23 protein-coding genes are annotated in these 22,692 nt (G+C 59.1%); 6 read left to right on the top strand and 17 right to left on the bottom strand.

Going from position 1 to position 22,692, the window contains the following annotated elements; genetic code table 11:
- Positions 1–23: 23 nt before the first annotated feature.
- Entirely contained in the window at positions 24–1,649 is a 1,626-nt protein-coding gene (locus AC3I0A_RS05245) for a glucan biosynthesis protein D (protein ID WP_489376553.1), read from the top strand.
- Between the two features lie 219 nt (positions 1,650–1,868).
- Here the strand turns inward: AC3I0A_RS05245 and AC3I0A_RS05240 are convergent, their stop codons facing one another.
- The 3 genes from AC3I0A_RS05240 to AC3I0A_RS05230 all read right to left on the bottom strand — a co-directional run bounded on the left by AC3I0A_RS05240 (position 1,869) and on the right by AC3I0A_RS05230 (position 5,682).
- Entirely contained in the window at positions 1,869–2,975 is a 1,107-nt protein-coding gene (locus tag AC3I0A_RS05240) for an NADH:flavin oxidoreductase/NADH oxidase (RefSeq protein WP_489376552.1), read from the bottom strand.
- 388 nt (positions 2,976–3,363) lie between these two features.
- Positions 3,364–5,073 (bottom strand): single-stranded-DNA-specific exonuclease RecJ, encoded by a 1,710-nt coding sequence (gene recJ / locus AC3I0A_RS05235; protein ID WP_489376551.1) that lies wholly within the window; start codon positions 5,071–5,073, stop codon positions 3,364–3,366.
- A gap of 66 nt (positions 5,074–5,139) precedes the next feature.
- Positions 5,140–5,682 (bottom strand): YaeQ family protein, encoded by a 543-nt coding sequence (locus tag AC3I0A_RS05230; protein WP_489376550.1) that lies wholly within the window; start codon positions 5,680–5,682, stop codon positions 5,140–5,142.
- Between the two features lie 140 nt (positions 5,683–5,822).
- Here AC3I0A_RS05230 and AC3I0A_RS05225 point away from each other — a divergent pair, with 140 nt between their 5' ends.
- The gene (locus AC3I0A_RS05225; RefSeq protein WP_489376549.1) at positions 5,823–7,022 is read left to right on the top strand and encodes a CaiB/BaiF CoA transferase family protein; all 1,200 of its coding nucleotides are present in this window, start codon (positions 5,823–5,825) and stop codon (positions 7,020–7,022) included.
- 199 nt (positions 7,023–7,221) lie between these two features.
- Here AC3I0A_RS05225 and AC3I0A_RS05220 read toward each other — a convergent pair whose 3' ends face one another.
- From AC3I0A_RS05220 to ffh, 10 genes are all read right to left on the bottom strand, one after another.
- Positions 7,222–7,509, bottom strand: a complete 288-nt coding sequence (locus AC3I0A_RS05220) for a DUF3509 domain-containing protein (RefSeq protein WP_489376548.1) — start codon at positions 7,507–7,509, stop codon at positions 7,222–7,224.
- A gap of 269 nt (positions 7,510–7,778) precedes the next feature.
- Complete coding sequence (thrC, locus tag AC3I0A_RS05215; protein ID WP_489376547.1) at positions 7,779–9,203, bottom strand: threonine synthase; 1,425 nt, start codon at positions 9,201–9,203, stop codon at positions 7,779–7,781.
- Positions 9,204–9,271: 68 nt separating this feature from the next.
- A complete protein-coding gene (locus AC3I0A_RS05210; RefSeq protein WP_489376546.1) occupies positions 9,272–10,576 on the bottom strand; it encodes a homoserine dehydrogenase in 1,305 nt (434 codons plus the stop codon).
- A gap of 134 nt (positions 10,577–10,710) precedes the next feature.
- Entirely contained in the window at positions 10,711–11,442 is a 732-nt protein-coding gene (locus AC3I0A_RS05205; protein ID WP_489376545.1) for a thioredoxin fold domain-containing protein, read from the bottom strand.
- Positions 11,443–11,592: 150 nt separating this feature from the next.
- Positions 11,593–12,489, bottom strand: coding sequence for a site-specific tyrosine recombinase XerD (gene xerD, locus AC3I0A_RS05200; protein ID WP_489376544.1), 897 nt, complete (start codon positions 12,487–12,489; stop codon positions 11,593–11,595).
- Between the two features lie 128 nt (positions 12,490–12,617).
- A complete protein-coding gene (gene rplS / locus AC3I0A_RS05195) occupies positions 12,618–12,968 on the bottom strand; it encodes a 50S ribosomal protein L19 (RefSeq protein ID WP_419116253.1) in 351 nt (116 codons plus the stop codon).
- A gap of 45 nt (positions 12,969–13,013) precedes the next feature.
- A complete protein-coding gene (gene trmD / locus AC3I0A_RS05190) occupies positions 13,014–13,787 on the bottom strand; it encodes a tRNA (guanosine(37)-N1)-methyltransferase TrmD (protein WP_489376543.1) in 774 nt (257 codons plus the stop codon).
- Positions 13,769–14,308: a ribosome maturation factor RimM gene (rimM, locus tag AC3I0A_RS05185; protein WP_489376542.1), complete on the bottom strand. Its 540-nt coding sequence runs from the start codon at positions 14,306–14,308 to the stop codon at positions 13,769–13,771. Before rimM ends, trmD begins: the two co-directional genes overlap by 19 nt.
- Positions 14,309–14,313: 5 nt before the next feature.
- Complete coding sequence (rpsP, locus tag AC3I0A_RS05180; protein WP_262114813.1) at positions 14,314–14,565, bottom strand: 30S ribosomal protein S16; 252 nt, start codon at positions 14,563–14,565, stop codon at positions 14,314–14,316.
- 249 nt (positions 14,566–14,814) lie between these two features.
- On the bottom strand, positions 14,815–16,191 hold the full coding sequence (ffh, locus tag AC3I0A_RS05175) for a signal recognition particle protein (RefSeq protein ID WP_489376541.1): 1,377 nt from the start codon (positions 16,189–16,191) through the stop codon (positions 14,815–14,817).
- Between the two features lie 222 nt (positions 16,192–16,413).
- On the opposite strand from ffh, the gene AC3I0A_RS05170 reads away from it, so the two are divergent.
- Positions 16,414–17,226 (top strand): cytochrome C assembly family protein, encoded by an 813-nt coding sequence (locus AC3I0A_RS05170; protein ID WP_489376540.1) that lies wholly within the window; start codon positions 16,414–16,416, stop codon positions 17,224–17,226.
- Positions 17,227–17,238: 12 nt separating this feature from the next.
- Entirely contained in the window at positions 17,239–18,480 is a 1,242-nt protein-coding gene (locus AC3I0A_RS05165; RefSeq protein WP_489376539.1) for a CNNM domain-containing protein, read from the top strand.
- Positions 18,481–18,635: 155 nt separating this feature from the next.
- Here AC3I0A_RS05165 and purT read toward each other — a convergent pair whose 3' ends face one another.
- The 4 genes from purT to AC3I0A_RS05145 form a co-directional block, all read right to left on the bottom strand.
- Complete coding sequence (purT, locus tag AC3I0A_RS05160) at positions 18,636–19,817, bottom strand: formate-dependent phosphoribosylglycinamide formyltransferase (RefSeq protein WP_489376538.1); 1,182 nt, start codon at positions 19,815–19,817, stop codon at positions 18,636–18,638.
- Between the two features lie 250 nt (positions 19,818–20,067).
- On the bottom strand, positions 20,068–20,283 hold the full coding sequence (locus tag AC3I0A_RS05155) for a DUF1289 domain-containing protein (RefSeq protein ID WP_489376537.1): 216 nt from the start codon (positions 20,281–20,283) through the stop codon (positions 20,068–20,070).
- Positions 20,280–20,804, bottom strand: coding sequence for a gamma carbonic anhydrase family protein (locus AC3I0A_RS05150; protein WP_489376536.1), 525 nt, complete (start codon positions 20,802–20,804; stop codon positions 20,280–20,282). The genes AC3I0A_RS05155 and AC3I0A_RS05150 overlap by 4 nt, the downstream gene beginning before the upstream one ends.
- 35 nt (positions 20,805–20,839) lie before the next feature.
- Positions 20,840–21,439 (bottom strand): CoA pyrophosphatase, encoded by a 600-nt coding sequence (locus AC3I0A_RS05145; protein WP_489068328.1) that lies wholly within the window; start codon positions 21,437–21,439, stop codon positions 20,840–20,842.
- Positions 21,440–21,587: 148 nt separating this feature from the next.
- On the opposite strand from AC3I0A_RS05145, the gene AC3I0A_RS05140 reads away from it, so the two are divergent.
- Positions 21,588–22,148, top strand: a complete 561-nt coding sequence (locus AC3I0A_RS05140; RefSeq protein ID WP_489376535.1) for an NUDIX hydrolase — start codon at positions 21,588–21,590, stop codon at positions 22,146–22,148.
- A gap of 33 nt (positions 22,149–22,181) precedes the next feature.
- The gene (locus tag AC3I0A_RS05135) at positions 22,182–22,691 is read left to right on the top strand and encodes a L,D-transpeptidase family protein (protein WP_489376534.1); all 510 of its coding nucleotides are present in this window, start codon (positions 22,182–22,184) and stop codon (positions 22,689–22,691) included.
- Position 22,692 lies beyond the last annotated feature (1 nt).

Below are 22,692 nucleotides of genomic sequence, written 5' to 3'. Positions count from 1 at the left end.
ATCTTCCAAGACAGGTTTTATTTATGCACCGCAGGAATCTCCTGAAAGCCTCCATGGCCATCGCCGCCTATACCGGCTTATCAGCCAGCGGGCTGTTGGCTGCCAACGCCTGGGCCGGCACCAGCGCCGCCGATGGCGAGGCCCGGACGTTCGACTTCGAGGCCTTGAAGGCTCAAGCCAAACAGCTGGCGGGCAACCGCTATCTGGATACCAAACAGGTATTGCCGCCGACCCTCGCCAACATGTCCCCGCAGCAATTCAACGCGATCCGGTACGACGGCAATCATTCGCTGTGGAAAGAACTGAACGGTCAGCTGGACGTGCGTTTTTTCCATGTCGGCATGGGCTTCAAGCAACCGGTACGCATGTACAGCGTCGATCCCAAGACCCGCGAGGCACGGGAAGTGCACTTCCGGCCATCGCTGTACAACTACCAGAAAACCACGGTCGATACTTCGCAGCTCAAGGGTGACCTGGGTTTCGCCGGGTTCCAGCTGTTCAAGGCCCCGGAACTGGACAAGCACGATGTGCTGTCCTTCCTTGGCGCCAGCTATTTCCGCGCGGTGGATGCCAGCGGCCAGTACGGTTTGTCTGCACGCGGCTTGGCGATCGACACCTACGCCAAGCGCAAAGAAGAATTTCCTGACTTTACCAGGTTCTGGTTCGAGACCCCGGACAAGGACAGCACGCGCTTCGTGGTGTACGCCCTGCTCGACTCGCCCAGCGCCACCGGGGCCTATCGCTTCGACATCGACTGCCAGGCCAGTCAGGTGGTCATGGCCATCGACGCACATATCAACGCGCGGACCGCCATCGAGCAGCTGGGTATCGCGCCGATGACCAGCATGTTCAGCTGCGGCACCCACGAACGGCGCATGTGCGACACCATTCACCCGCAAATCCATGACTCGGATCGCCTGGCCATGTGGCGCGGCAACGGCGAGTGGATCTGTCGACCGCTGAACAATCCGGCGAAATTGCAGTTCAATGCCTTCGCCGATAAAGACCCGAAAGGTTTCGGCCTGGTCCAGACCGATCACGAGTTCGCCAGCTACCAGGACACCGTGGACTGGTACAGCCGCCGTCCGAGCCTTTGGGTCGAGCCGACTACCGCTTGGGGCGAGGGCTCCATCGATCTGCTGGAAATCCCGACCACGGGCGAAACCCTCGACAACATCGTGGCCTTCTGGACACCCAAGAAACCGGTAGCCGCGGGCGACTCGCTGAATTACGGCTACAAACTCTACTGGAGCGCCCTGCCCCCCGTCAGCACGCCGCTGGCACGGGTGAATGCAACGCGCTCGGGCATGGGGGGGTTTATCGAAGGCTGGGCACCGGGCGAGCACTATCCAGAAGTCTGGGCTCGACGTTTTGCCGTGGACTTTACCGGCGGCGGCCTGGACCGTCTGCCAGAGGGCACGGGCATCGAGCCGATCGTCACCGCGTCGAACGGCCAGGTGAAAGACTTCAACGTCCTGCTGCTTGAGGACATCAAAGGCTATCGCGTGACCTTCGACTGGTACCCCACCGATGACAGCGTTGCCCCGGTCGAGTTGCGGCTGTTCATTCGCACCAATGACCGGACGTTGAGCGAGACGTGGCTGTATCAGTACTTCCCGCCAGCGCCGGATAAGCGTAAATACCCTTGATGGGCTAAACCTTTAGATAATCGGTGTCTGACCTGGCCCCATCGCGAGCAAGCTCGCTCCCACATTAGAACTGCGTAGTACACATGATTTGTGTCTGGACGCGGTCCAGTGTGGGAGCGAGCTTGCTCGCGATGACGGCCGCACAGCCAACAAAAATCTCTGCCAAAAACACAAAAGCCCCAGTCTCACGACCGGGGCTTTGGTTTTTTGCAGGTGCGTTTACTCACGCAAATCCGACTCATGAACCGGCTGATCGCGGTGAGTCGCCCGTTGGTATTGCGCCGGCCAAATGGCTTTGTGTCCGCCCAGGTCATCATCGGCATGCAGCGGCCAGTACGGATCACGCAACAGCTCGCGAGCCAGCAGGATGATGTCGGCCTGACAGGTACGCAGAATGTGTTCGGCCTGAGCCGGTTCGGTGATCAAACCGACGGTGCCGGTGGCGATGCCCGACTCCTTGCGCACGCGCTCGGCGAAGCGTGTCTGGTAACCCGGCCCGGTGGGAATCTCGGCATTCACCGCGGTACCGCCCGAGGACACATCGATCAGGTCTACACCCAAGGCTTTCAGGCGCCGCGCCATCTCCACGGTTTCATCCGGGTTCCAGCCATCTTCGACCCAATCGGTCGCCGACACCCGTACGAACAGCGGCAGCTCTTCAGGCCAGACCGTGCGCACCGCTTCGGTCACTTGCAGCACCAGCCGAATGCGGTTCTCGAAAGAGCCACCGTATTGATCGCGGCGCTGGTTGCTCAATGGCGACAGAAACTGATGCAACAGGTAACCATGGGCAGCATGCACCTCGACTACTTTGAAACCGGCGACCAGGGCGCGTTTGGCGGCATCGACGAAGGCTTGAATGACTTCGGCGATCTGCCCTTCATCCAGTTGTGTCGGTGCGGTGTGTTCGGGGTCGTAGGCAATCGGCGATGGACCGACCGGGATCCAGCCGCCGTCGGCCGGTTTGACGCTACCGTGCTTGCCCAGCCACGGACGATGAGTACTGGCCTTGCGCCCGGCGTGAGCCAACTGGATACCGGCGACAGCGCCTTGTGCGGTAATGAAGCGGGTAATGCGTTGCAGGGGTTCGATCTGCTCATCATTCCACAGACCAAGATCCTGAGCGGTGATCCGGCCGTCGGCGGTCACCGCCGTGGCCTCGGTAAAGACCAGGCCGGCACCGCCCACCGCACGACAGCCAAGGTGAACAAGATGCCAGTCATTGGCCAGCCCATCGACGCAGGAGTATTGGCACATCGGCGAGACCGCGATGCGGTTGGGCAGTGTCAATTGACGAATGGTGTAGGGTTCAAGCAGCAGACTCATGGGGCACCTCTCAATCAGTGGTCAGGCTCCAGGGTTCTGTTTGAAAAGTCGACGAGTGACAAGAAGGGATGCAGCACCCGCCCCCGCGGGCAAAAAATGGACAAGACGTCACAAGGCCAATCAAGCAGTGGTTAGAGCCTAGTCGACAACGAAGGATGAGGGGGGGATCAGAAAACGAAAGAACCCAATTTGGAGGGATGCACACACCTGTGGCGAGGGAGCTTGCTCCCGTTCGGCTGCGCAGCAGCCGTAAAACCGGCTGAGGTGTTCTAGCTGAAAAAAACCGCGATTGCTGGTTTTAGGGCCGCTACGCGCCCCAGCGGGAGCAAGCTCCCTCGCCACAGAGTCGGTGTTCGACTTCTAAGCCCCTCGCCACAAAGCCGTCGATCTATCTCGGTTCGATATGGGCAATCATCAATTGCACGGTTTCCTGGCCGCGGAACTCGTTGAGATCGAGTTTGTACGCCAGTTCGACCCAACGGATAGTCGGATTCGGCCAGATCTCGCGGTCGATGCCGAACGCGATGCCGTCGAGTTTCAGCGAACCGCATTCACTTTTGAGCACCACTTTCAGGTGCCGCTCACCGACAATCCGCTGCTCCACCAACTGAAACACGCCATGGAACAGTGGCTCCGGGAAATGCTGCCCCCAGGGACCGGCATGACGCAAGGCGCGGGCCAGTTCCAGGTGGAACTCCTCGACCGCCAGCGTGCCGTCCGAGAGCAGCCGACCGGTCAGGTCTTCCTCGCGCAGTTGCCGTCGGACCTCAACGTCGAACGCTTCGGCAAACGCCGGGAAATTCTGCTCCGGCAGCGACAGCCCGGCCGCCATGGCGTGGCCGCCAAACTTGCTGATCAATTCAGGGTGTTTCGCCGCCACCGCATCCAGTGCATCGCGGATATGAAACCCCGGCACCGAACGCGCCGAGCCTTTGAGCATGCCTTCACCGGCGTCGGCAAACGCGATGGTTGGACGGTGGTAGCGCTCTTTCATACGCGAAGCGAGGATACCAATGACACCTTGGTGCCAATCGGCGTCGAACAGGCACAGCCCAAACGGCATTGATTCCAGCGGCAAATCCTTGAGCTGGGCCAGGGCTTCGCGCTGCATGCCTTGCTCGATGGATTTGCGATCCTGGTTCAGTTCATCGAGTTGAGTCGCCATTTCGCGCGCTGAGGCGATGTCTTCGCTGAGCAGGCATTCGATGCCCAGGCTCATGTCATCCAGTCGCCCCGCCGCGTTCAGACGCGGGCCGATAATAAAACCCAGGTCCGTGGAAGTGATTCGTGAGTGATCGCGTCTGGCAACTTCAAGGATCGCTTTAAGGCCCGGCCGTGCACGCCCGGCGCGAATCCGCTCAAGCCCTTGGTGAACCAGAATCCGGTTGTTGGCATCCAGCGGCACCACGTCGGCCACACTGCCCAGCGCCACCAGATCCAGCAACTCACCAATGTTCGGCTGCGGTTTGCGCTCATACCAGCCCAGGCTGCGCAGACGCGCGCGCAACGCCATCAACACGTAGAAGATCACCCCAACGCCGGCCAATGCCTTGCTCGGGAACTCGCAACCCGGTTGATTCGGATTGACGATGGCGTCCGCCGCTGGCAACTCGTGGCCCGGCAAGTGGTGGTCGGTGACCAGTACGGTCAGCCCCGCGGCCTTCGCCGCCGCCACGCCTTCGACGCTGGAGATGCCGTTATCGACAGTGATCAGCAATTGCGGCTCGCGCTGCAAGGCCACCGCGACAATTTCCGGAGTCAGGCCGTAACCGTATTCGAAACGATTGGGCACCAGATAGTCGACATGAGCGGCGCCCAGCAGGCGCAAACCGAGCATGCCTACGGTGCTGGCGGTGGCGCCATCCGCATCGAAGTCCCCGACAATGAGAATGCGCTGACGCTGTTCCAGTGCCACTACCAGCAGATCCACCGCCGCATCGATGCCCTTGAGCTGCTGATACGGGATCAAGCGCGCCAGGCTCTTGTCCAGTTCAGCCTCGGACTGCACGCCACGGGCCGCGTAAAGACGGGTCAGCAGCGGTGGCAGATCGCCGAGAAACGGCAGGGTAGCGGGCAGCAGGCGGGGTTCGATACGCATGGGGCGGCGGATGCTTCCATTCTAAAAAGGGATGAAACACAGGTGTTGCAGACCCGCGGCGAAGAATCAGCCGCGCTCGCCTGTCAGCCACTGCAGCTGGACTTCGTGCTGACCGCGATCGTCGGTCACGAAAATCGTGCCTTCGCTGATCATCACGTCCCACTTGATAACGCGCGGCATGTCTTTGGCCAGCACTTCCAGAATCTCTTGCGGCACGGCGGCGATGTTGACGTTTTTCAGGTTTTTCACGGCGGGGATAACTTTGTTTTCCCAGACCCGCAGGCTGCCATAAGCCAGCAAACTGGTGCGTTCAGTGCGACGCGAGCACCAGGTCAGGCGATCGGCGTCCGGCTGGCCGACTTCGATCCAGTGCAGGACACGGTCATCCAGGCTTTTTTCCCACAAGGCCGGTTCGTCTACTTCTGACAGACCACGTCCGAAAGACAGCTGCTCGTTGTACCAAAAGGCGTAGGACAACAATCGCACAGTCATCCGTTCTTCGGTTTCCGAAGGATGGCGGGCGATGGTCTGTTTAACGCTTTCATACACCCCACGATCGAGGTCAGTAAGGTTCAGTTCAAACTTGTAGGTCGTGGACGGCTGGGCCATGAACGGGCTTCTTGATACGGGGAAAGGCGGCAAGTCTAACCGATGCGCAGGCTAATCAACGAATCATCATCCTTTAGCGAGATAGGCGGGCTATGTTAAAACGCTCTCTGCACTCAACCGTTTGTCCTACAGGATTTCCCATGCCGCTCACCGCCAAACCGCTTGCCGGGGTAAAAGTCATCGAACTCGGCACTTTGATCGCCGGGCCGTTCGCATCGCGCATCTGCGGTGAATTCGGTGCCGACGTGATCAAGGTCGAATCCCCGGATGGCGGAGATCCGCTGCGCAAATGGCGCAAGCTCTATGAAGGGACATCGCTATGGTGGTTCGTCCAGGCGCGCAACAAGAAATCCCTGACCTTGAACCTGAAACACCCGGACGGTCTGGCGATTCTCAAACAGTTGCTCAGTGAAGCGGACATCCTGATCGAAAACTTCCGCCCGGGCGTGCTGGAAAAACTCGGCCTGGGCTGGGAGGTTTTGCACGCGCTGAACCCGAAACTGGTGATGGTGCGTCTTTCCGGTTTCGGCCAGACCGGGCCGATGAAGGATCAACCGGGTTTTGGTGCGGTCGGCGAGTCCATGGGCGGCTTGCGCTACATCACCGGCTTCGAGGACCGGCCACCGGTGCGCACCGGTATTTCCATCGGTGATTCGATTGCTGCGCTCTGGGGCGTGATCGGTGCCTTGATGGCCTTGCGTCATCGCGAGGTCAATGGCGGTCAGGGGCAAGTGGTGGACGTCGCACTGTATGAAGCGATCTTCGCCATGATGGAAAGCATGGTCCCGGAGTTCGACGTCTTCGGTTTTATCCGTGAGCGCACCGGCAACATCATGCCTGGCATCACGCCCTCCTCCATCCATACCAGCGCCGACGGCAAACACGTGCAGATCGGCGCCAACGGCGATGCGATCTTCAAACGTTTCATGCAGGCGATCGGTCGCGACGATCTGGCTAACGATCCGGCCTTGAGCAGCAACGATGGTCGCGACGGCCGTCGCGATGAACTCTATGGCGTAATCGATCGCTGGGTCAGCTCACTGCCGCTGGATGCCGTGATCGAGCGATTGAACCTGGCCGAAGTACCGGCCAGCCGGATTTTCAGCGCCGAAGACATGTTCAGCGACCCGCAGTTTCTCGCCCGGGAAATGTTTCTGCAGGCCAAGCTGCCCGATGGCAAAAACTTCAAGATGCCGGGGATCGTGCCGAAACTCTCGGATACGCCGGGCACATCCGAATGGGTCGGGCCAGCGCTGGGTGAACATAACGTGCAGGTACTGAACGATCTTGGCTACGACGCCGCGCAGATCACGCGCCTGCGTGAAGTCGGGGCTATCTGAGCTGAAACGCTTGTCGAGCTCGCAAGCGCAATGACAAACGCCAGGCAAAAAGAAACCCCGAGAAGTGGGGAGACGACTCGGGGTTAAACGTGGTCAACAAAGACCAGTACAACAGGCTACAAGCACCGGAGCACAATGCCTGATCCTGCTGTACAAAATCTGACTGGCCTATGCCCTTAAGGTTCCAAAAAAAATGAAATCAATTCCTGTTGGCGAAGGCTTTGTCTTGCGCGGCGTTGCGCAGGGCAGCGATTACGCAGGGTTCGAGACGGCCTTCAGCAATCAGTAAATCCCGGTGCAGGCCGTCGACGACGTCGGTCAGCAAACGTTTATCGGTCAGCTGGGCCTGATTGAACTCCCGCTCGACCACAATGGCCCCGGTTTCATTCTTCAACCTCACCAGGCATTCGCCATGGGCACCCGATGGGGTCAGAGCGACCTGATACGGGCTTAAAGCCTCACCCAGCAATAGGCTGATACTTTCCATCTCGATCACCACTCAATAGTCCGAAAACAAAGTGCCTAAAGGGCGTGTCTGTAGGAGCGAGCTTGCTCGCGATGGCGATCTCAAGGACACCATCGCAGGCAAGCCGTGCTCCTACAGATGTTCAAGCTGAGTACATGGAGCATGCATGGGAAATATGACAGAGAGAAAACAGCCAGGTTGAACCGTCAGCCTTCCAGTGATCCTGGTATGGCAGTAATGAAAAAGCCCGTCAGGAGACGGGCTTTTTCATGTGCGACAGATTCACTCGATCAAAGTGGCTTGCCGCGGTTACCATGCTGACTGACAAAGGCCTGCACGGCTTTCAGGTCATTTGCCAAGACGGTGCAGCGTTCATCTCGCTCAAACAAATCAGAAAGATGGGCTGGCAGTTCAAGCGCTTTTCCTACGCCGGCTTTTTCCACAGCTTCCGGGAATTTGACCGGGTGGGCCGTTCCCAGAATCACCATCGGAATATCCAGGCTGCGACGGCACTCACGAGCGGCCTTGACGCCGATGGCCGTATGCGGATCCAGCAACTCGCCGCATTGTGCGAAGACTTCAGCGATGGTTTCGCAGGTTTGCGCATCATCGACCGCCAGCGAGTCGAACAATTTGCGCGTTTCGGTCCAGCGCTCCTGATCGACGCTGAAACCACCGCCCTGCTTGAAGGTGTCCATCAAGCCGGCCAGTGCTGCGCCATTGCGACCGTGCATATCGAACAGCAGGCGTTCGAAGTTCGACGAGACCATGATGTCCATCGACGGCGACAAGGTCGCGTGCAGGGTTTCCTTGACGTACTGGTTGCCGCTCATGAAGCGGTGCAGGATGTCGTTGCGGTTGGTGGCGACGATCAGTTGATTGATCGGCAGGCCCATGTTGCGCGCCAGGTAGCCGGCGAAGATATCGCCGAAGTTACCGGTTGGCACCGAGAACGATACCGAACGGGCCGGGCCGCCCAACTGCAGGGACGCGTGGAAGTAGTACACGATCTGGGCCATGATCCGCGCCCAGTTGATCGAGTTCACCGCCACCAGGCGAGTGCCCTTGAGGAAGCTCTGGTCGGCGAAGCTGGCCTTGACCATTTCCTGGCAATCGTCGAAGTTGCCTTCAACGGCGATGTTGTGGATGTTCTCGCCGAAGATGGTCGTCATCTGCCGACGCTGGACTTCGGAAACGCGGTTGTGCGGATGCAGGATGAAGATGTCGACGTTTTCGCAGTGCTTGCAGCCTTCGATCGCCGCCGAACCGGTATCACCGGAGGTGGCACCGAGGATCACCACGCGCTCGCCGCGCTTTTCCAGCACGTAATCAAGCAGGCGACCGAGCAGTTGCAGAGCGAAGTCCTTGAACGCCAGGGTCGGGCCGTGGAACAGCTCGAGCACCCATTCGTTACCGTTCAGCTGACGCAGCGGCGCAACGGCGCCGTGGGAGAACACAGCCGGATCTGATGAAGAATAGGTTTCTTCAAGGATCTTCTTGAAATCGGCATCCGGAATACTGCCGGTAACAAACGGGCGCATCACCCGGAAAGCCAGCTCGTGATACGGCAGGCCGGCCCAGGAAGCGATTTCTTCCTGAGTGAAGCGTGGCAGGTTTTCTGGCACATACAGGCCGCCATCGCTGGCCAGACCGGTCAGCAGCACATCTTCGAAATTCAGGGCCGGTGCCTGGCCGCGGGTACTGATATAACGCATGACTGGCTCCTCTAAAAAGAGTTCTCAAACGAGGGCCTTGGCAAAAAAGCCCTCGGAACAATAACGGCTTAGTTCAAGTGCTCGACGCGGATCCGCACGACAGGACCGACCACATCCTGCAACGCTTCCAGAGCGGTGATCGCGTCATTCATGCGCTGCTCCAGCACACGGTGGGTCAGCAGGATCATTGGCACCAGACCGTCGTGTTCTTCGACTTCTTTCTGCATGATCGATTCGATGTTGATACCACGCTCCGACAGGATGCTCGCGACCTGAGCCAGCACGCCCGGATGGTCTTTGGCCTGGATGCGCAGGTAGTAGGCACTTTCGCAGGCCTCGATCGGCAGGATCGGATGCGCCGACAGCGAGTCCGGCTGGAAGGCCAGGTGCGGTACGCGGTTTTCCGGGTCCGAGGTCATGGCGCGAACCACATCCACCAGGTCGGCGATCACCGACGAAGCCGTCGGTTCCATGCCGGCACCGGCGCCGTAGTACAGCGTCGAGCCTGCGGCGTCGCCATTGACCATGACGGCGTTCATCACGCCATTGACGTTGGCGATCAGTCGATCAGCCGGGATCAGCGTCGGGTGTACGCGCAGCTCGATACCGCTTGGTGTACTGCGGGCTACACCCAGGTGCTTGATGCGATAGCCCAGGGCTTCGGCGTAGTTCACGTCAGCAGTGGTCAGCTTGGTGATGCCTTCGGTGTAGGCCTTGTCGAATTGCAGCGGGATGCCGAAGGCAATGGACGCCAGGATCGTCAGCTTGTGCGCGGCGTCGATGCCTTCAACGTCGAAGGTCGGATCGGCTTCGGCGTAACCCAGGGCTTGCGCCTCGGCCAGCACGTCTTCGAAGGTCCGGCCTTTTTCACGCATCTCGGTGAGAATGAAGTTGCCGGTGCCGTTGATGATCCCGGCGACCCAGTTGATGCGGTTGGCGGACAGGCCTTCACGGATCGCCTTGATTACCGGAATGCCACCGGCCACGGCCGCTTCGAACGCCACAATCACGCCCTTCTCGCGGGCCTTGGCGAAAATTTCATTACCGTGAACGGCGATCAGTGCCTTGTTCGCGGTGACCACATGCTTGCCATTCTCGATGGCCTTGAGTACCAGCTCACGGGCAACGGTGTAGCCGCCCATCAGCTCTATGACGATGTCGATCTCAGGGTTCGTGGCCACTTCGAAGACATCGTTGGTAATCGCAATACCGGTCGTCTGGAACTGAGGCTTTGGCGTGCGCATGGCAATTTGTGCCACTTCGATTCCACGCCCGGCACGACGAGCAATTTCCTCGGCGTTGCGCTGAAGTACGTTGAAGGTACCGCCACCGACGGTCCCTAACCCACAGATGCCTACTTTGACCGGTTTCACTGTGAACTCCCCATAAAACGGCCGACTCAAGGCCGGCCGTGAAAACAACCGCATGCTCGCGGTTCTCTATTAATGGCCCGGCAAACGTTGCCGCCGGACCATGATCGTCAAAGGCTGACCATGACGATGCGAATTTATTTCGCGCCCAGCGCCAGTTTGGCGACTTGTGGCGCAGGCTGGTAGCCCGGAATCACTTGGCCGTCGGCCAAAACGATGGCCGGTGTACCGTTCATACCGATCGACTGACCGATGGCGAACTGTTTGGAAACCGGGTTATCGCACTTGGCGGCCTTGATTTCCTTGCCGTCGACCATTTTGTCCATGGCCGCTTTTTTGTCTTTCGAGCACCAGACCGCTTGCAGTTGCGCGTCACCCGGCGAACCGAGGCCCTGGCGCGGGAAGGCAACGTAACGCACCTCGATGCCCATTTTGTTCAGCGCAGGCACTTCGGCGTGCAGCTTGTGGCAATACGGGCATGTGGTGTCGGTGAACACGGTGATGTGCGATTTGGTTTCCCCGATGGCCGGATAAACCACAGTTTCCGCGACCGGGATGCCGTTGATCAACCTGGAAATGCCCAGACGCTCGGTTTTTTCAGTCAGGTTGACCGGTTTACCGTCCTTGAGTTGATACAGGTAGCCCTGCATGACGAACTGACCATCGGCGCTGGCATACAGCACCCGGCTGCCTTTGAGCTTCACTTCATAAAGGCCGGGCAACGGACTGGCAGTGATGGTGTCGACCGGCACTTCGAGTTGCAGGTTTTCGAGGCTCTTGCGAATCGCTTGCTCGGCGGCGTCATCGGCTACGGCAAAGGTGCTGACCAACGCAATGGCTGCGGCGGCGAAAATCTGGGTCACGCGCATGGGAACTCCTGAAGGCGGACAAATGGCACGGATGGAACGCCGATACTGAAACATCGGGTTTTAGCCGCCCACTGTGTAAACCGGCAAAGCCTACCACATAAGCCTTGCGGGGCCGACTGTCGCCGCGCCCTCTGTAGGAGCAGCCGGCAATCATCCTCTGGGATGGTGTTTGGCGTGCAGGTCTTGTAACCGCGCTCGTGCCACATGAGTGTAGATCTGTGTGGTCGACAAATCGCTGTGACCGAGCAACATTTGCACCACGCGTAAATCGGCACCGTGATTGAGCAGATGAGTCGCAAAGGCATGGCGCAAGGTATGGGGGGACAAGGATTTGCCGATCCCGGCAACTTTTGCCTGATGCTTGATCCGGTGCCAGAACGTTTGCCGGGTCATCTGTTCCCCGCGCAGGCTGGGAAACAGCACATCGCTGGGGCGCCCGCCCAGCAGCTCGGCGCGAGCATCGCGCATGTAGCGCTCGACCCAGACGATCGCCTCCTCACCCATCGGCACCAGCCGCTCCTTGCTGCCCTTGCCCATCACCCGCAGCACGCCCTGACGCAGATTGACCTGCTCCAGGGTCAGACTGATCAGTTCGGTCACACGCAAGCCGCAGGCGTACAGCACTTCGAGCATGGCACGATCACGCTGACCGATGGCCTCACTCAAGTCCGGTGCGGTCAGCAAAGCTTCGACATCGGCTTCCGACAAGGATTTTGGCAAGGGCCTGCCCAGCTGCGGCATATCGATCTGCAACGTCGGGTCGACCGCAATCAGCTTTTCCCGCAGCAAGTAACGATAAAAGCCACGTACACCCGAGAGGAAACGTGCAGTGGAACGCGGTTTGTAGGCCTGCTCCAGACGCCAGGCCAGGTGATCGAGAATCAGCTCGCGACCGGCATTGATCAGTTCCAGGTTTTGCTCTTGCAGCCAACCGTTGAACAGCACCAGGTCACTGCGATAAGCGTCACGGGTATTTTCGGCAAGACCCTTTTCCAGCCATAAGGCATCGAGAAACCGGTCTATCAGAGGATGGTCGATGGCAGGCATGAGCACTCAGGATTCGCAGGCTCAAGGCCGCGCTTGAATAAATAGTGAACACGTCACCAGTCTTTAAATCACAGGCAACAAAAAAGCAGCCCGCAGGCTGCTTTTTTTTTGCATCGGAGAAGCTGGACTTAAACCAGTTTTTCCTTGATGCGAGCTGCTTTACCGGACAGGTCACGCAGGTAGTACAGCTTGGCTTTACGTACGTCACCGCGACGTTTAACGGCCATGCTGTCGATTTGCGGGCTGTAGGTCTGGAAAGTACGCTCTACGCCAACACCGTTGGAGATTTTACGAACGGTGAAAGCACTGTTTACGCCGCGGTTACGCTTGGCGATAACAACACCTTCGAACGCTTGCAGACGCGAACGGTCGCCTTCCTTCACTTTCACCTGAACGACAACGGTGTCGCCCGGGGCAAAGGTAGGGATCTCTTTGGTCATCTGCTCTGCTTCGAGTGCAAGGATGATTTTGTTAGTCATGCTGTGCTCCTAAGGTAAATCGTCGGATTTACCATCGATACGTTGTTAACTATCGTCCCGCTCGCGGATGTATTCCTCGAGCAGCTTCTTCTCTTCTCCAGAAAGCGAGCGGCTTTCCAGAAGATCGGCGCGTCGTTCATAGGTCCGCCCAAGGGACTGCTGTAAACGCCAACGCCGGATGTGTGCGTGGTTGCCACTTAGCAACACGTCGGGAACACGCTGATCCACATACACCTCCGGTCGGGTGTAATGCGGGCAATCCAGCAAACCATCCGTAAAGGAATCTTCCTCGGCGGAGTCTGCATGCCCTAAAGCTCCAGGCAGCAGTCGTGTAACCGCATCTATCAGGACCATCGCCGGCAGCTCGCCACCGGAAAGTACATAGTCGCCAATCGACCACTCTTCATCGACATGAGCTTCAATAAATCGCTCGTCAATGCCTTCATAGCGGCCGGCAATCAGGATTAATGCTTCCTCATTCGCCAACTCGCGTACCGCCGACTGAGTCAGTCGTCGGCCTTGGGGCGACAGGTAAATTACCTTCGCCGCCTCCCCGGCTGCCTGCCTGGCCTGAACCAGCGCATCTTCCAGGGGCTTGATCTTCATCACCATGCCCGGACCACCGCCAAATGGGCGATCATCCACAGTGTGATGTCGATCCGTCGTGTAGTCTCGCGGATTCCAACAGGTGAGCTGCAAGAGCCCCTGTTTCACCGCACGACTGGTGATGCCGTACTCGCTGATGGCGGAAAACATCTCGGGAAACAAACTGATCACTTCTACGCGCAGGTTAGCCACGTTTAGAAGTCCGCATCCCATTCCACCTTCATCTCGCCTGCTGCCAGGTCGACGGCCAACACGCATTGCTCGGTATAGGGCAACAGGCGTTCGCGATCATCCAGGCTGCCAGCGCAAGGCTTGACCACCATTACATCATTCGAGCCGGTCTCCAGCAGGTGATCGATCTTCCCGAGCAATTGCCCGAGTTGGTCAATGACCTTGAGGCCTTCCAGCTGGTACCAGTAGTACTCGCCGTCGGTCAGATCAGGAAACAGGTTACGCGGCACGCAGATTTCAAAACCGGCCAGAAGACGAGCTTCTTCACGGTCATCGAGACCCTTGAGCTTTGTGACCAGAAACTTGCCGTTATGTACACGGCCGCTGACCAGCTCTACCTGTTGCACAACACCTTCGCGCTTGAGCGTCCAGGCTTTGTAGTCCAACAGGTTTCCAATCGGATCAGTAAAGGAAAAGACCTTCACTTCGCCGCGAACGCCATGGATGGAATAAATCTTGCCGATAACGATCAAATCATCAGCAATGGCAGGCGTCGCGTTCATATTGCTCAGGCCGCAGCCTTAGCAGCGTCCTTCAACAACTGAGCAACACGCTCAGAAGGTTGTGCACCAACGCTCAGCCAGTAGGCTACGCGCTCTTGGTTCACGGACAGGCGGACTTCTTGACCACGAGCGATCGGGTTGAAGAAACCAACTTGTTCTTTGTGCGAACCGTCGCGTGGGTTGCGGCTGTCGGTCACGGTCAAGTGGTAAAACGGGCGCTTTTTGGAGCCGCCAAGGGCAAGACGGATTGTTAGCATGTGAACATCGTTCCTGTAGTCGGTGCTGCAAATCTAAATGCACAGCGGGCATAGGTGCCCGAAAGGCCGCATATTCTAAGGAATATCCGGACTTTTGCAAATGTCTTTTTCCGGCGCCTATCGGCATGCCATCAAGATTTGCTATAGAGCCGTCGCGAACGACGGCAGGTCAGCTCCCGCCAAGCGCGGGTTTGCTGGAGATCCCACGTCCGTGTGGGAGGCGCCGACATGACTGCCGACGCGAATTTTTTAGATCCTCGGCATACCGCCGCCGGGCAACATTCCGCCCATGCCGCGCATCATTTTCGCCATTCCGCCTTTGGCAGAGAATTTTTTCATCATCTTCTGCATCTGCTTGTGCTGCTTGATCAAGCGACCGATGTCCTGCACCTGAGTGCCGGAACCCAGAGAGATCCGACGTTTGCGCGAACCGCTGATGATGTCAGGGTCGCGGCGCTCGGCCGGGGTCATGGAGTTGATGATGGCTTCCATCTGCTTGAACTGCTTCTCTGCCGCGCCCTGGGCATTGCCCATCTGCGCCAGGTTCATACCACCCATGTTCGGCAGTTTGTCCATGAGGCCGCCGAGACCGCCCATGTTTTTCATCTGTTGCAGCTGATCGCGGAAGTCTTCGAGATCGAAGCCTTTGCCTTTCTTGAGCTTTTTCGCCAGTTTGTCGGCTTTGTCTTTATCGAGGGTCTGTTCGGCCTGCTCGATCAGGCTGAGCACGTCGCCCATGCCGAGGATACGCGAAGCGATCCGCTCAGGGTGGAACGGCTCGAGCGCGTCGCTCTTCTCGCCCATCCCGATAAACTTGATCGGTTTGCCGGTAATCGCACGTACCGACAGCGCGGCACCACCACGAGCATCACCGTCGACCTTGGTCAGGATCACACCGGTCAGCGGCAGCGCGTCGCCAAAGGCCTTGGCGGTGTTGGCGGCGTCCTGGCCAGTCATGGCGTCGACCACGAACAGCGTTTCGACCGGGTTGATCGCCGCGTGCAGGGCTTTGATCTCGCCCATCATCTCTTCGTCGATGTGCAGACGACCGGCGGTATCGACGATGACCACGTCGATGAATTTGAGCCTGGCTTCCTTGATTGCCGCTTCAGCAATCGCCACAGGCTTCTGGCTGAGATCGGACGGGAAGAAGGTTACGCCGACTTCACCGGCGAGCATTTCCAGCTGTTTGATCGCCGCCGGACGGTAAACGTCCGCCGACACCACCATGACGCTTTTCTTCTTGCGCTCTTTAAGGAAGCGCGCAAGTTTACCGGCGGTAGTGGTTTTACCCGCACCTTGCAGGCCGGCCATCAGCACCACGGCCGGCGGTACAGCGCTCAGATTCAGGTCTTCGTTGGCCGCGCCCATCAGGCTTTCGAGTTCGGCCTGAACGATCTTCACAAAGGCCTGGCCTGGCGTCAGGCTGCGCGACACCTCGGTGCCGACAGCGCGCTCCTTGACCGCATGGACGAAGTCTTTGACCACCGGCAAGGCGACGTCAGCTTCGAGCAACGCCATGCGCACTTCGCGCAGGGTGTCTTTGATGTTGTCCTCGGTCAGCTTGGCCTTGCCGGTGACATGGCGCAGCGTCTGCGAGAGACGGTCAGTCAGGTTTTCAAACATGCGCGATCCTTTCAGGCCCTATGTAGACCGAGGTAATTGCAGCCCGGCCCGTGATGACTTGGTTAAAAAAAGTGTCGCTTCGCGAGCCTGCGGCGTGGGCAGGTGGCGGATTATAGCGAAGACTGAGGCTGGCGCACACCTCGCCGTCTGGTTCTGTGGTCTTTCGTGTCATGAGGGTTCTATGCCAAACTCAGCGCCTTCCGGGCTTGCTTAACAGGATTTATGCTCCCCTTGTCACCCAGCTTGCTAACCACCCTCGCCGCCGCCTGCTTATATGCCGCTGCGACTCTCTATCAAGGCACTCTTCTGGCCAAGGGCGCCAAGGCGAACAAGCGCCTGCTGGTTACGCTCGGCATCTTCGCCGTACTGACCCACAGCGCCAGCCTCTTCACTCACCTGATGACCCCGGCCGGACTGGGCCTGGACTTCTTCAGCGCCGCCAGTTTGATTGCCGTAGCGGTCATCGCTCTGACCCTGCTGGCCTGCTCGCGGATCCCGGTGGAGAACCTTCTGTTGTTGCTCTTCCCGCTAGGGCTGGCCACGGTGCTAATGGCGCAGTTCGCACCATCAGGCACTGTGCAGGTGATCGATGAAGAACCGGGGATTCTCGCGCACATTCTGCTATCGATCCTGGCCTACGGCATGTTCACTATTGCGGTGTTCCAGGCTTTGCTGTTGCTGCTTCAGGATCACCAGCTCAAGCACAAGCATCCGTCCGGGCTGATCAAGAACTTCCCGCCGCTGCAAACCATGGAAAGCCTGCTGTTCGGCTTCCTCTGGGCCGGCTGGACGCTGTTGTCGCTGTCGCTGATCTCCGGCTGTTTGTTCGTCGAAAATCTGTTCGCCCAACACCTGGTGCACAAGACCCTGCTGGCGTGTCTCGCCTGGATCGTCTTCAGCGTGCTGCTATGGGGCCGCAACCGCCTCGGCTGGCGCGGGCACAAGGCCATTCGCTGGACCCTTGCCGGTTTCTGCCTGCTGATGCTGGCGTACTTCGGCAGCAAGCTGGTCCGCGAATACATCCTGCATATCTGACGGGCAGTGAACATGGACAACTTGCCCACAGGGCCGATGCTCGCGGTATTGGTCCTGCTGATTTTATGGTCGGGGCTGTTTACCGCCATTGAAATCGCTCAACAGCAGCTGCTCACTCAGCGCCAGGCTTCGCGCTCGGGCGACAAGCCGCTCGCCAGACTGAGCTTTCCCCGTGAAAGCCTGATTCTGTGCAACACCCTGAGCCGGGTGCTGGCGGTCATCATCGGGACGCTGCTGGCCCTGGATTACTGGCAGGAAAACGGGCCGTTACTGGCCTTCCTCAGCACCACCTGCGCGCTGCTGGTGTTCGCCGATTACCTGCCGCGAATCCTCGCCACACGCTACCCCGAAGCTATCGTTGGTTTCGGTAATACCCTGCTTGGCGTGCCGCTGAAGATCCTCTATCCCGCCGCCTGGCTACTCAACCGTATTTCCCTGCTGTTGCTGCGCCCGTTCGGCAGAAGGCCCGGCGCCGTCAAACAGAGTGACGAGGATCTCCCGCCCGCTCAGGACGACGAACCTGACCACGAACACCCCGCCTGCCGTCCGCACCTGCTGCAAGGCATTCATGCGCTGGACAACATCACGGTCAACGACATCCTGGTACCGCGCAGCGAAGTCGACGGGATCAATCTGGACGATCCGGTCGAGGAGATCATCGAACAGCTGCGAATCTCCAAGCGCACCCGGCTGCCGGTGTTCTACAGCGACATCAACCAGGTCGAGGCAGTGCTCAATACCCGCCAGATCCAGCATTTGCTGCCCGACGCGAGCCTGACCAAGGAGGCCTTGCTGGCGGCCTGCCACGAACCTTATTTCGTTCCGGAAAGCACCCCGCTGCAGCTGCAATTGCTGAACTTCCACAAACAACAGCGACGCCTGGGCATGGTGGTTGATGAATACGGCGAAGTGCTCGGTATCGTCACCCTGGAAGACATTCTCGAAGAAATCGTCGGCGAGTTCGAAAGCGAGCAAAGCCTCGATAATCCGCACATCCATCCTCAGGCCGACGGCCGACTGCTGATCGACGGCGCGGCATCGATCCGCGAGCTGAACAAGAGCCTGGGCTGGCACCTGCCCAGCGACGGTCCGAAAACCCTCAACGGACTGGTCACCGAAGCACTGGAAACCATTCCTGAAAGCGCCGTCTGCCTGAAGATCGGCCGCTACCGCCTGGAAATCCTCGAAACCGAGGACAACCGGGTAAGCCGCGTGCTGATCTGGCACACCAGCTCGGCACCAGTAGTTTTATAAACACCGCTTGTGGTTTTGGCGCAAACCCCTGTGGCGAGGGGGCTTGCCGGAACGCCGCACCGTCGCTCCCACATTAGATCTTCAGTGGACACAGATTTTGTGTACGACAGAAATCCACTGTGGGAGCGAGCCTGCTCGCGATGGCTGCGACTCGGTTACAGCTCTACTACAACTGCCTGGGAAGCACGGGTCGCTTTGGCGCGAGCAGCTTCGATCGACTCGTCACGCGCCAGGGCAACACCCATGCGGCGCTGGCCATTCACTTCTGGTTTGCCGAACAAACGCAGTGCAGTATCCGGCTCGCTCAATGCGGCGCCCAGATTGGCGAATGCGGTCTGGGTCGACTGCCCTTCCACCAGAATCACCGCCGAGGCCGACGGGCCGAACTGACGGATCAACGGAATCGGCAAGCCGAGAATCGCCCGCGCATGCAGGGCAAACTGCGACAAGTCCTGAGAAATCAGGGTCACCAGACCGGTGTCATGCGGGCGCGGCGAGACTTCGCTGAACCAGACCTGATCACCCTTGATGAACAGCTCGACTCCGAACAGACCACGACCACCCAGCGCCTCGGTCACCGCTTTGGCGACACGCTCGGATTCCGCCAACGCCACCGGGCTCATGGCCTGCGGCTGCCAGGACTCCTGGTAATCGCCCTTCTCCTGACGATGGCCGACTGGCGCGCAGAAGGTGGTGCCACCGATATGCCGTACAGTCAGCAGAGTGATTTCGTAATCGAAGTCGATAAAGCCTTCGATGATCACCCGGCCTTTGCCGGCACGGCCGCCTTCCTGCGCGTAATCCCAGGCTTTCTGCACGTCATCGACGCTACGCAGCAGGCTTTGGCCTTTGCCCGACGAACTCATCACCGGCTTGACCACGCACGGGAAGCCGAGGTCTTCGACTGCCTTGCGGTAGTCTTCGACGGTGTCGGCGAAGTGATACGGCGAGGTCGGCAGGTCCAGCTCTTCAGCGGCCAGACGACGGATACCTTCGCGGTTCATGGTCAGCGCAGCGGCGCGAGCGGTCGGAATCACGGTGAAGCCTTCGGACTCCAGCTCCACCAGCGTAGCGGTAGCGATGGCTTCGATTTCCGGCACGATGAAGTGCGGCTTCTCAGCTTCGATCACTGCACGCAGCGCGGCGCCGTCGAGCATGTTGATCACATGGCTGCGGTGGGCCACTTGCATGGCCGGTGCATTGGCGTAGCGATCCACGGCAATCACCTCAACGCCCAGGCGTTGCAGCTCGATTACCACTTCCTTGCCCAGCTCACCGCAGCCACACAGCAAAACGCGGGTCGCGGTGGGCGACAATGGAGTTCCGATACGGGTCATCTCAGGTCCTCAAAGGAGCGGATCATCGAGGGTCGCGCGCTGAGCGGGCTTCCCATGGGGAGAAAGCGCGGCATTTTACATGAACCGGGCGGGTTGGCGGAGTGGACCAGGAAAGCGATGTCGACTTTGAGGCCGTCATCGCGAGCAGGCTCGCTCCCACACTTGACCGCATTCTCCTTTGAGACCGCGATCTAATGTGGGAGCGAGCCTGCTCGCGATCGAGTGCGAAGCACTCGCAAAAAAGCTCAGTTCAATGGTTCGGCTTGGCCCCAATCATCCACACCAACCCACTCGACTTCGCCCTTTCATGACACAACCCCAACACCTCGCGGCGCTCGGTGTTGTCCATCCGGCTCCAGCGGGTAATTTCATCGACGGTGCGTTGGCAGCCGGTGCAGATGTCGTCCTCATCGAGTGCGCAAATGTTCACGCAGGGCGAGGCGACTGGTCGTTCGGTCGTGCTCATGGCTCTTGCTCGGCCAGATCCCGGGCGTAACGCTGGGAGTTGTGCACATAGTGCGCGGCGCTCGCTTCGAGCATTTTTTTCTGTGGCTCGGTCAACTCGCGTACCACCTTGCCCGGCGAGCCCATCACCAGCGAACCATCGGGAATTTCCTTGCCTTCGCCAATCAGCGAATTGGCGCCGATGATGCAGTTCTTGCCGATTTTCGCCCCGTTGAGGATCACCGCATTGATGCCGATCAGGCTGTAATCGCCAACGGTGCAGCCGTGCAGCATGGCGTTATGGCCGATGGTCACGCCGGTGCCGATGGTCAGCGGGTAGCCCATGTCGGTATGCATGACGGTGCCATCCTGCACGTTGCTGTTCTTGCCAATCAGAATCAGCTCGTTGTCACCGCGCAATACCGCGTTGAACCAGACGTTGGCGCCTTCTTCCAGTTTGACCTTGCCCACCAGCGTGGCGTTGGGGGCGACCCAGCTCTGCGGATGGGTGTCGACTCGGGCGTCGCCCAGGCGGTATTTCATCGAGTAATCTCCAGGCAGGCAGCCGAGCGATGGCTTCAAATATTGATAAAGCTTTTGGGCGGGTGGTGCAGGCTGATTTTCGCGTCATAGAGCAGGTTGATCAACTCGACGATCATAATCGCCGTCAGTCCCCAAATCTTGTACTCGCCGTAACGATAGCTGGGCACATACCAACTGCGGCCCTGATAGTCGATGCGGTGGGTGTGTTCGCGCGGGTCCTCGCGGAAGAACTCCAGCGGCACGCTGAACACTGCGGCAATCTCGGCATCGTTGGCGCGGTACTCGACAAAATCCGGAATCACCCCGACGTAAGGGGTGACCTTGATACCGTGCAGGGAGATCAGCGGACTCAGCGGGCCGATCACTTCCACCAGCCCCGGCGGCAGACCGATTTCCTCTTCGGCTTCGCGCAGTGCGGTGAAGATCAGGTCGGGGTCTTCCGGGTCACGCCGTCCACCGGGGAAAGCCACTTCACCGCCGTGAGTCGAGAGCCCGCTGGCGCGCAGGGTCAGGACCAGCTCCGGCTCGTCACTACGGGTGATTGGCACCAGCACTGCGGCTTCGGGGAAACGTCGGTCGGTCTCCAGCGTACGCGGGGTATGGTTGCTTACGCGATGAAGTAGCTCGTCCAGCATGAGTCATCTCGATCTGTTGGCTACCTTGCATCATGCACCAAAGAAATCCCCTGCCCAACCCCCGATCCACGGCATGTCGCTTTAACGACAACTTGCCGACAACGGGCCTCCCACGCCAAGATAGGCGCAGCATTCAGGGAAACCCAGCATGAAATTCTGCAGCAACTGCGGCCAGCCGGTCACCCAGCGCATTCCCGAAGGCGATTGTCGCCTGCGTTTTGTCTGTGACCACTGCCAGACTATTCATTATCAGAACCCGAATATCGTCGCCGGTTGCTTGCCGACCTGGGGCACTCAGGTGCTGCTCTGCCGCCGCGCCATCGAACCACGACGCGGGTACTGGACCTTGCCGGCAGGCTTCATGGAGAACGGCGAAACCGTGGAGCAGGCGGCTGTTCGCGAAACGGCAGAGGAGGCCCGCGCGCGGGTACGCAACCTGAGCATCTACACCTTGATCGATGTGCCACACATCAGCCAGGTGCATGTGTTCTTTCGCGCGGAGCTGGAGGACCTCGATTTTTCCGCCGGCGAGGAGAGCCTGGAAGTCCGGCTTTTCGAAGAAGCCGACATTCCCTGGTCCGAGCTGGCTTTCCGCACAGTCGGGCGTACTTTAGAATGTTTCTTCGCTGACCGGCAGACACAGGTTTTCCCGGTCCGGTCCGAATCGATTCCACCACTCGCGCAACCTGCGATTACACTTGAACAATAGAAAGTACGCCGTACTCACAGGGATATCGTTTCAATGCGCTGGTTGCTCGCCCTCTTCTGTCTATCGTTCGTTACTGTCTCCCAGGGCACCGCCTCCACGGTGGTTACCCTGAACGGCAAAGTCATCGAAAAAGTACTGGTGCTCAAATCCGCCCACCAACTGCAATTGCTCAACGGCGGCATGCCGCTCAGGACCTATCGCATCTCCCTGGGCAAGCAACCCAGAGGCGCGAAGCTCATGGAGGGCGACAAACGCACGCCGGAAGGTATTTATTGGGTGGACTGGCGCAAGATCAGTGACCGCTTCAACTTGGCCATGCACATCTCCTACCCGAACGTCGCCGACTCCGTGCGCTCGATGCGTGAAGGGGTAGCGCCCGGCGGCATGATCATGATCCACGGCACCCCGGATACCCTGGATTATCCGGAGCAGCTTTTCCATACCCTGGACTGGACCGACGGCTGTATCGCCATGCGCAACATCGACATGCGCGAAGTCTGGCAGCTGGTCCCGGACGGCACGATGATCGAAATTCGGCCGTAAA

Source organism: Pseudomonas sp. KH_024_B2, from assembly GCF_057839965.1.
The sequence above is the reverse complement of the archived record's forward strand: the minus strand, read 5'-3'. Positions and strand labels throughout refer to the sequence as shown.